Source organism: Streptomyces sp. XM83C (genome assembly GCF_023072675.1).
GTDB lineage: Bacteria > Actinomycetota > Actinomycetes > Streptomycetales > Streptomycetaceae > Streptomyces > Streptomyces thermocoprophilus.
This window is the reverse complement of record NZ_JALLGL010000271.1, coordinates 1-8,524: the sequence shown is the minus strand read 5'-3', so window position 1 is coordinate 8,524 and position 8,524 is coordinate 1. Positions and strand designations below refer to the sequence as shown.

7 protein-coding genes and 3 pseudogenes are annotated in these 8,524 nt (G+C 76.2%); 4 read left to right on the top strand and 6 right to left on the bottom strand.

Going from position 1 to position 8,524, the window contains the following annotated elements:
• Positions 1-248 precede the first annotated feature (248 nt).
• Positions 249-362: pseudogene (locus tag MTQ10_RS31735) on the top strand (hypothetical protein); the annotation flags it as partial.
• Here MTQ10_RS31735 and MTQ10_RS24205 read toward each other — a convergent pair.
• Positions 322-2,220: pseudogene (locus MTQ10_RS24205) on the bottom strand (carboxylesterase family protein); the annotation flags it as partial. The pseudogenes MTQ10_RS31735 and MTQ10_RS24205 sit on opposite strands and share 41 nt — an antisense overlap.
• A 143-nt stretch (positions 2,221-2,363) precedes the next feature.
• On the opposite strand from MTQ10_RS24205, the pseudogene MTQ10_RS24200 reads away from it, so the two are divergent.
• Positions 2,364-2,830: pseudogene (locus tag MTQ10_RS24200) on the top strand (substrate-binding domain-containing protein); the annotation flags it as partial.
• 19 nt (positions 2,831-2,849) lie between these two features.
• Here the strand turns inward: MTQ10_RS24200 and MTQ10_RS24195 are convergent.
• The 3 genes from MTQ10_RS24195 to MTQ10_RS24185 form a co-directional block, all read right to left on the bottom strand.
• Positions 2,850-3,761 carry an isocitrate lyase/PEP mutase family protein gene (locus tag MTQ10_RS24195; protein ID WP_247472276.1) on the bottom strand — a complete coding sequence of 304 codons (912 nt, stop codon included), beginning with the start codon at positions 3,759-3,761 and terminating at the stop codon, positions 2,850-2,852.
• 163 nt (positions 3,762-3,924) lie between these two features.
• Positions 3,925-4,608: a ThuA domain-containing protein gene (locus tag MTQ10_RS24190; RefSeq protein ID WP_247472275.1), complete on the bottom strand. Its 684-nt coding sequence runs from the start codon at positions 4,606-4,608 to the stop codon at positions 3,925-3,927.
• Positions 4,609-4,654: 46 nt separating this feature from the next.
• Positions 4,655-5,386 carry a hypothetical protein gene (locus tag MTQ10_RS24185; protein WP_247472274.1) on the bottom strand — a complete coding sequence of 244 codons (732 nt, stop codon included), beginning with the start codon at positions 5,384-5,386 and terminating at the stop codon, positions 4,655-4,657.
• A gap of 102 nt (positions 5,387-5,488) precedes the next feature.
• On the opposite strand from MTQ10_RS24185, the gene MTQ10_RS24180 reads away from it, so the two are divergent.
• Positions 5,489-5,890, top strand: a complete 402-nt coding sequence (locus tag MTQ10_RS24180) for a VOC family protein (RefSeq protein ID WP_247472273.1) — start codon at positions 5,489-5,491, stop codon at positions 5,888-5,890.
• Here MTQ10_RS24180 and MTQ10_RS24175 read toward each other — a convergent pair.
• Together MTQ10_RS24175 and MTQ10_RS24170 are read right to left on the bottom strand one after the other, a co-directional pair.
• Entirely contained in the window at positions 5,873-6,559 is a 687-nt protein-coding gene (locus tag MTQ10_RS24175) for a helix-turn-helix domain-containing protein (protein WP_247472272.1), read from the bottom strand. The two genes, MTQ10_RS24180 and MTQ10_RS24175, sit on opposite strands and share 18 nt — an antisense overlap.
• A 28-nt stretch (positions 6,560-6,587) precedes the next feature.
• Positions 6,588-7,574, bottom strand: a complete 987-nt coding sequence (locus MTQ10_RS24170) for an AraC family transcriptional regulator (protein ID WP_247472271.1) — start codon at positions 7,572-7,574, stop codon at positions 6,588-6,590.
• A gap of 145 nt (positions 7,575-7,719) precedes the next feature.
• Here MTQ10_RS24170 and MTQ10_RS24165 point away from each other — a divergent pair.
• The coding region (locus tag MTQ10_RS24165) for an NmrA family NAD(P)-binding protein (protein WP_247472270.1) at positions 7,720-8,524 on the top strand (805 nt) is incomplete at its 3' end.

Sequence of the window (8,524 nt, the reverse complement as noted above, 5' to 3'; positions counted from 1 at the left end):
GTCCGGGGGTGCGGGTGTCCGGGGGTGCGGGGGCTGTCGGTGCGAGGCGCCCAGTCCCGGGCCGTCGTTGCCCGTGAACCGGCCGTCCGCTCATCGCCGTACTGAAGGTTTCGCTCCACTGATCGGCCCCGAACCGATCGACCGGGGCCTCGGCCGCTGGTGAGACTCCGGCCGTCCCCGCTCCCCCACCGCCGTGAGGAGGCCGCGCAGGGCAGGACCGGGGGTGATGCCGCCGGACGCGCCCCGAGGTGCGGGACGCGCCCGGGCTGCTGGGCGGAGTGCGGGTGATCAGCGCCGTCGGACGGCTACGGAGCGACGGAAGCGCCGTACCACTGACCGCAGTTCCGTACCACGGGTGGGCGAACCGGGAGCCGGGTCCGATGCGGGTGTGGATTTTGCGGGTGTGACCTCTGCGCCGGTCCACAGGGCGAGTTCGGCGTCGCGGTGGCCTCGCACGGTGTACGGATCGCGTACGGCGGCCGGGTCGCGTACGGCGGGCGGCTCGACGGGCCGGGGGCCGGGCAGCGGCTCGTCGGCACCCGCGGCGAGCAGCGGTTCGGTGGCGCCGCCGGCGAGGACCGACTCGGCGGCCTCGGCGACCGGCACGGGCGCGATGCCCGCGTCGCGGGGGACGGGTGCGGGCTGCGGGACGGGTGCGGCGGTCGGGGGGCGGCCCGGCTCGTACGGCGCGTGGGGCGGGTCGGCGGCAGGGGTGCCCGTGCCGTACGGCGCGTCGGCCGGGGCGGTCGCCGGGCCGTACAGCGCGGATGCCGGTGCGGAGGCCGGGCTGCCGGTGGCGTGGCCGGTCGCGTCGGGGAGCTCGCCGAAGACGCGCACCGGGTGGGTGTCGTCCCAGGCCTCCCAGCCGGGGTCGCCGTCGACGGCGAAGCGCACCCAGGCGCGGTGCATGTCGTCGGCGAGCCGTTGGGGCGCGCCGTGGCCGGCGAGTTTCGCGGACTCGGGTACCTCGCCGGTGTCGAACACGAAGCCGAGTTCGAGGGCGTGGCAGGCGCCGAGCGCGGGCAGCAGGGACGGCCAGGCGAACTCGTACACGTACGCCGAGCCGGGCCGGGCGTCGGCGAGGCGCCGCAGCGGCAGGCGCAGCAGATGGTCGGTGACCATCTGGCCGACGATCTCGGCGGTGCCCGCCTCGGGGTGCAGGGCGCGGTAGCCGCGCGGCACCTCGGGTCCGCAGTGGCAGCGGGCCATGGCGCCGGCGAGTGCGACGGGGCCGAGCCGGTCGACGCGTTCGAGGAGGCCGCCCGGCACGAGCCACAGCCGGTACTCGTCGCGGGTCCAGCCGAGGAGCAGTTCGGCGCCGGGGGCGGCGGTGCCGTCGGTGAGGGCCTCCAGCGGGTCGCGGGGCACGACGTCGCCGTCGACGACGAGACCGAACGTGGGCCCGCCGAGGACGGGGCTGCTGAGCCGGCCGACCTCGGCCTGGGTGCGCAGCAGCAGGTCACGGTCGACCTCGGCGAACGCCTGCGCGGTCGCGGGGATCTTCAGCCGTGCCGCCATGCGGCGGACCATGCGCCGTACCTTGTCGCGGGCGAAGACCTCCGGCGGCCCGCTCTGCAGGACGGCACGCCGGAACAGGCCCTGGGCCTGCGGGGCGGCGGCGATCGCGCCGACGCTGATCGCGCCGGCGGACTGCCCGGCGAGGGTGACGCGGCCCGGGTCGCCGCCGAAGGCGCGGATCGCCTCGTGCACCCAGCGCAGCGCGGCGAGCTGATCGCGCAGACCGGCGTTGGCGGGGGCGTCGGGGAAGAGGCCGTAGCCCTCGACGCCGAGGCGGTAGTTGACGGAGACGAGGACGACGCCGTCGCGGGCGAAGGCGTGCCCGTCGTACACCGCCACGGCGGAGGAGCCGCGGGTCAGGGCGCCGCCGTGCAGCCAGACCAGGACGGGCAGCCGGGCGTCCGGGTCGGGGTCGGGGGTCCACACGTTCAGGTTGAGGCAGTCGTCGCCGGGGACGACGGGGTCGGACAGATACTTCTCGAAGGCCTCGGAGTACGGCGGTTTCGGCGGGGTCGGCCCGAAGGCGCCCGCGTCGCGCACCCCGTCCCAGGGCTCGGGCGGCTCGGGCGGCCTGAACCGGCGCGGGCCGAAGGGCGGCGCCGCGTAGGGGATGCCCCGGAACACGGCCACACCGTGCTCGCGCCTGCCGCGTACCGCCCCGTAGGGGGTCCGGACCACGGGGTCCGACAGGTCCGCCGTCATAGCCCACCGCCCTTCGCCGCACGTGTGCTCCGGAACAACCAGAGCACCACAACGGCCGCGCGTATTCCGGCGGTGGGGCGGTCCGCGGGGCCGTTCGGGGGAGACCGGGGGAAGTCCGAGGGGAGATCGGCGGTCCGGGGCCGGCGGGCCTGGCCCGGGGCAGGCGAGGTCGGCCGCAGCGGGACCGGCTGGACAGGCGGGCCGTGCGCGGCTCGGCGGGCGTGCTGTTCAACCTGGCGGAGCCGTCGCAGTACACCTGGCTGGACGGGCACCGCATCCCGTTCGTCCTGCTCGACCCGGTGGTGGAACCCCCGCCCGGTGCGGTGTCGGTGGGCGCCGCGAACTGGCAGGGCGGTGTGACGGCGACGGAACAGCTGCCGGCCCTCGGCCACCGGCGCATCGCCGTGATCGGCGGGGACCGGCGCGCGCTGTGCAGCGGCGCCCGCGTCGCCGGGTACCGGTCGGCGCTGGCGGCGGCCGGGGTGCCGTACCGCCCGGAGCAGGTGCGGCACGCCGGGTCCGACGAGACGGCGGCGGGGCGGCGGGCGCGGGAGCTGCCGGAGCCGCCGACGGCGGTTTCGTCCGCTCCGACCGGATGGCGCTCGGCGTGCGCGCCGGGCCGCCCCGCGTCACACCGGCACGCCCACCGCACGCCCCGCCGCCCCGGCGGAGCCGGCGTCGAGGCCGTCACCGGCGCCGGGCAGGCGACGGCCGGTCAGGTTGCCCTCCAGCAGCCGCGTGGCCGCCTCGACGCCGACTCCACGCCCCGAGGCGACCTCCGGCAGCCGGCCGTCGGCGGCCTTCAGCCCGGCGAGCGCGGCGTCGATCGCCTCGTGCGCGGCGAACAGGCACGGGGTGCTGTAGATCGCGACGTCCACGCCCAGCGCCGCCAGTTCACCGAGGGAGAGGCGGGGCGACTTGCCGCCCGCGATCTGGTTGAACAGCAGCGGCTTGCCGCCGACGACCTCCCGGATCCGGCGGATCCATTCCACGCTGCGCACCCCGTCGACCAGCACCACGTCGGCGTCGGTGGCCGCGAGCCGCTCGGCGCGGCGCAGGATGTCGTCCTCGTCGGTGGCGTCGGTACGAGCGACGACGACCAGGTCCCGGCGGGTCCTCAGGACCTGATCCAGCTTCTCCAGGTACTCCTCCAGCGGCAGCACCTGCTTGCCGTCGGCGTGACCGCAGCGGCGGGGCCGCTTCTGGTCCTCCAGGACCACGCCGGAGGCGCCGATCCGCTCCAGGCTCTCCACGACATGGCAGGCGACCTCGGGGTCGACGTAGCCGTCGTCGATGTCCACCAGCAGATGATGGCCGGGGAAGGCGCCGCGCAGCCGCTGCACGAAGGCCACCATGTCGGGCCAGGCGATGAACCCGATGTCGGGCAGGCCGTAGTAGGAGGCGGCGAAACCGAACCCGGACACGAACATGCCGTCGTAGTGCCGGGCCGCGAGCGACGCGGAGTACATGTCGTGGACGCCGATGAGCGGGGTGGTCCCGGGCGCGGCGATCCGCTCCCGCAGCTTGGTCCCGTAGGTCAAGGTCCGGCTCCTCCACTGGTGTGGGATCACATACGTCGAGCGGGCCGCCACGCGGGAACGCGGCGGCCCTCTGCCGGACAGGATCTTCCTTTGCCGAAGTGAGACTTTCGCGGGGAAAGTCCTCTGCTCACCCCATCGGGGCAATCGGTTCACCGCAGAAACGTCACTGGGTGGCCCCGTCGCCGAGGCCGCCGCCGTCCGCCGCCCCCGCCGCCCAGTCGATGCCGCCGCGCACATGGGCGAGGAACACCGGGTCGGCCCAGAGCTGGGAGGTGTGTCCGAGGGCTGTGTAGAAGACGCGGCCGGCGCCGTGGCCGTGACACCAGGCGAGCGGGTGGTCGGCTCCCATGCCGCCGCCCTCGTACGACGACTCGTCCGCGCTCAGCAGCACGCGCACCGCCTCGCGCGCACCGGCGTCGAAGTCGTACCACTCGTCGGTGAGGTCCCAGCGCGGCGGCAGATGCCGGGTCGCGGGATGGGCGGCGTCCCCGACGACGGCCGTGCCGGGCTGGAGGGCGGGGTGGCGGGTGAAGCGGGCGCCGAGCAGATCGCGGTAGTACGGCCAGTCGTCCTCGGTGCAGGCCGCCGCGTGCACGCCGACGAAGCCGCCGCCCGCCTCCACGTACCGTGCGAGGCGGGCACGGCCGTCGGGGGTGAGGACCTCGCCGCTGGTGGAGAGGAAGACGACCGCCGCGTACGCGTCCAGCGGGGCCTCCAGGGCAGCGGGGTCCTCGGTGTGCTCGACGGTGAGGCCGTCCTGCGCGCGGAGGGCGGCCACGGCGTCCGGGACGGAGTCGTGCCGGTAGGCGGTGGTGCGGGTGTAGACCAGCAGGCGTGCGCTGTGCATGGCGGGGCCTCCGGGGGTACGGGCGCGACGGGCGGCGACGGCTTGCTCAACCGCTGGTGCCGACGTGATTGTCAGGGGCGCCGTCGCCCTCCGGAGGCAGGTCACCGCGCTCGACGGGACCGCCGCCCGCCCCGGCCCCGGCCACTTCACCGGCGCCAGAACCGCTCCCGGAACCGGCCACGGAACCGGCCCCCTCCCCGGTCCCCGTCCCGGCCGGCATCAGCGTGTCGAGTTCGGCGGCGGTCGGACGGTGGACATGTTCGGCGGCGGTGCGCAGGACGTCACGCGGGACGCCGTCGCCGCCGACGCGGACGACATGGCCGTCCTTCGGCACCGTGTACTCGCGGTGCCCGCCGGTCCCCTCCCGGTACCAGATCTCGCCGTCGCGGACACAGGGCGCGGCATCCGTGCCGCCGACGGGGCTCGGGCAGGCGCCCGCCGCGTGTTCGGTGCGGTCGACGGTGAGCTGGACGGTGGTGCCGTCGCCCCGGGAGACGTACGAGGCGGTGAAACCGTCGTCGCCGATCACGCCGACGGACTGCTGGGCGAGGGTGTGGCCGGGGACGTCGGTGACGTAGACGTGCTCGGGGGCGACGCCGCGGGCGTGGGCCCGCGCGGCGAGGTCGGCCGGGTCGGCGGGTGCCGTGGCCTGCGTGCCGCCGTCGCCGGACGCGCCCGCCCGCTCCGTGCCGCACGCGGCGAGCGGCACGAGCAGGGCCGGTACGAGCAGGGCTCTCACGGGCAGGGACCGCGGCAGGGCGCGTGATCGACGCTTCATGGGGGCCATCGTGCCGCACGGGTTGTGTACGGCGGCGGCCGGTGCCGTGCGGTGTCCGTTTCGTTCAAGACGCGGCGCCCGGGCGGCTCCTACCGTGCCGGTATGACTCCACGACTCGATGCGATCGGGCTGGTCGTGTCCGACATGGCCGCCTCCGTCGCCTTCTACCGCAGGCTCGGCTTCCCCTTCCCGGAGGGCGCCGAACAGCAGCCGCACGCCGAGGCCGTGCTGCCCGGCGGGGTGCGGCTGCTGCTGGACACCGAGGACACCGTGCGCTCCTTCCACCCCGGCTGGCGTGCGCCCACCGGGAGCGGGCGGGCCGCGCTGGCGCTGCTGTGTTCCGGCCCGGACGAGGTGGACGCGGTGTACGAGGACCTCGTGAACGCCGGCCACCACGGCGAGCTGAAACCGTGGGACGCCTTCTGGGGTCAGCGGTACGCCGTGGTGCACGACCCGGACGGCAACGGCGTCGACCTGTTCGCGCCGCTACCGGCCGCCGAGTAGCACCCCCAGCGGCCGGCCCGTCAACTGCCGTACGTCCCGGGCGAGATGGGCCTGGTCGGCGTATCCGGCGCGGGCCGCGGTCTCGGCGTACGGCACTCCGGCGCGGGCCAGGGCGAGGGCGCGCTGGAGGCGCAGGACGCGGGCGAGGGTCTTCGGGCCGTAGCCGAAGGCTGCCAGCGCCCGGCGGTGCAGCCGGCGCGCGCCGAGCCCGAGTTCGTCGGCGGTGGCGCCGACGGGCCGGCCCGCGTCGAGGGCGTGGACGAGCCTCAGCAGCAGCGGGTCGGGCGGCCCGGCCTCCGCCGCGAGGTGCAGGGCGGCCTCCTCCAGGCCCGCCTCGGGTGTGCGGGCGGCGGCGACGCGGGCGCGCAGCCGGCGGGCGCGGGCGGCGGGCCACAGGTCGGTCAGTTCGACGCGCCGGTCCCGCAGTTCGTGCGCGGGCACGCCGAGCAGCGCGGGCGCGGTGCCGGGGTGGAAGCGGACGCCGGACCAGGGGGCGGCGGGGCCCTGCGGGGCGTACGCCCGCGTGTCGGGGCCGGCGACGAGCAGCCGGTCCTCGTGCCACAGCAGGTCCATGCAGCCGTCGGGCAGCACAGGCGCCGCCGTGGCACCGTCGGGTGTGTTCGTCCACACCACGGCGCCCGGCAGCCGGGCCGGCCGCTCCGTGTACATGCCTGCCAGGCTACGCCGCGCGCCGCCGTCAGTTCCCGGTGGACGCGGGGGCGCGGTCCCGGTACTCCTGCGGGCTCACCCCGTACTCCCGTTTGAACGCGCTGGACAGGGAGAACGCGCTGCCGTACCCCACTTGCCGGGCGATCGCGGCGAGGGTGTCGTCGCCGGAGCGCAGCCGGTCGGCGGCCCGTGCGAGGCGCAGCCGGGTCAGCCAGGTCATCGGGGGTTCGCCGACCAGCTCGGTGAAGCGGCGGGCGAGCGCGGCGCGGGAGACGCCGGCCTCCGCGGCGAGGGACGCCACCGTCCAGGGGCGTGCCGGGTCGTCCTGGAGGAGGCGCAGCACCCTGCCCACCACGGGGTCGGCGAGCGCCCGGTACCAGTCGGGGGCGTCGGTGCCGGGGCGGGCGAACCAGGCGCGCAGCGCGGCGACCAGCAGCAGGTCGAGGAGCCGGTCGAGGACGACTTCCTGGCCGGGTTCGTCCCGTGCGATCTCCTCCATCAGCAGCGGGGTCAGCGGGCAGCGCCACTCGGCGTCGGTGAGGGACAGCAGCGGCGGCAGGGCGTCCAGCAGGCGTGTGTCGACGTCGGTGCGCATGCGACAGGTGCCGATCAGCAGGACGGTGGCGCCGTCGGCGCGGTGGCCCCAGGCGCGGACGCCGAGGTCCATGGAGCCGTTGAGTGCGCGGCCGTCGGGGCAGGCGCATTCGCCGCCCGGCAGGATCAGCGCCTGCGGCTCGGTCGCGGGGTCGTCGGCGCAGGTGTACGGGGCGGGGCCGCGGGCGATCGCGAGGTCGCCGGGGCCGAGCCGGACCCGTTCGCCGGCCTCCGGGACGATCCAGGCCTCGCCGCGGACCAGGAGCATCGCGGTGAGCGGGGCGCGGTCCTCCACGCGCACGGCCCAGGGCGGGTCGAAGCAGGCGCGGATGAGGAAGGCTCCTCGTGCGCGGGGGCCGTCGAGGAGCCCGGCCAGGGGGTCACCCGCCGTGAGCGGCCGTGTGCCGACGGGAACAGTCATGCGGTCAGCGTAGGTCAGGGCGCAGGGCCGGGCGGGGCCCGTGCGGGGGCCGTCGGTGCCGGGTCCGCGGGGTGTGGACGCATGCGTATGCGGGTGAGCGGATCGGCCATTGGGGGAGGTGCGGGGGCGGGCGTTCACTGGAGGTATGACGGAGAACGCGAAGGACATGACAGTGGTGGTGACAGGCGCGTCCGGCCGTACGGGACGCCGGGTGGCGCGGGCCGCGGAGGCGGCCGGGCTGGACGTACGGCCCGTGTCGCGGGCCACCGGCTTCGACTGGACCGACCGCACCACCTGGGCGGACACCCTGCGCGGCGCGCACGCCGCGTATCTGGTGCACCCCTTCGACATCGGCGCGCCGGACGCGGCCCGCGACGTGGGTCTGTTCGCGCACGAGGCGGTGGGGCTCGGGGTACGGCGGCTGACGCTGCTGTCGGCGCGGGGCGAGGAGGCTGCGCGGCCCGCGGAGGAGGCGCTGCGGGAGTCCGGCGCGGACTGGACGGTCGTACGGGCTTCGTGGTTCGCCCAGAACTTCAGCGAGGGGCCGCTCGCGGAGGAGCTGCGGGCGACGGGCGGGCTGGTGTTCCCGGCCGGGGAGGTGCGGGAGCCGTTCGTGGACCTGGCGGACGTCGCGGAGGTGGTGGTGGCCGCGCTGACGGGGGGCGAGCGGTACGTGGGGCAGGCGGTGGATGTCACGGGGCCGCGGCTGCTGACGTTCGGGGAGGCGGTCGCGGAGATCGGCGCGGCGTGCGGGCGGGAGATGCGGTACACGTCCGTGCCGGTGGAGGCGTACGGGGCGCGGCTGGTGGAGGCGGGGGCGCCGGAGGAGGAGGCGGAGTTTCTGCTCGAGGTGTTCGAGCAGCTGCTCGACGGGCGCAACGCGTATGTCTCCGACGGGGTGCGGGAGGTGTTGGGGCGTGCGCCCCGGGACTTCTCGGAGGTCGTGCGGG

Bases quoted from the DNA above. Each gene is read 5' to 3' on its own strand.
- MTQ10_RS24185 (WP_247472274.1), bottom strand. From the start codon at position 5,386: ATGAAGCGTCGATCACGCGCCCTGCCGCGGTCCCTGCCCGTGAGAGCC.
- MTQ10_RS24170 (WP_247472271.1), bottom strand. From the start codon at position 7,574: ATGACTGTTCCCGTCGGCACACGGCCGCTCACGGCGGGTGACCCCCTG.
- MTQ10_RS24190 (WP_247472275.1), bottom strand. From the start codon at position 4,608: ATGCACAGCGCACGCCTGCTGGTCTACACCCGCACCACCGCCTACCGG.
- MTQ10_RS24175 (WP_247472272.1), bottom strand. From the start codon at position 6,559: ATGTACACGGAGCGGCCGGCCCGGCTGCCGGGCGCCGTGGTGTGGACG.
- MTQ10_RS24180 (WP_247472273.1), top strand. From the start codon at position 5,489: ATGACTCCACGACTCGATGCGATCGGGCTGGTCGTGTCCGACATGGCC.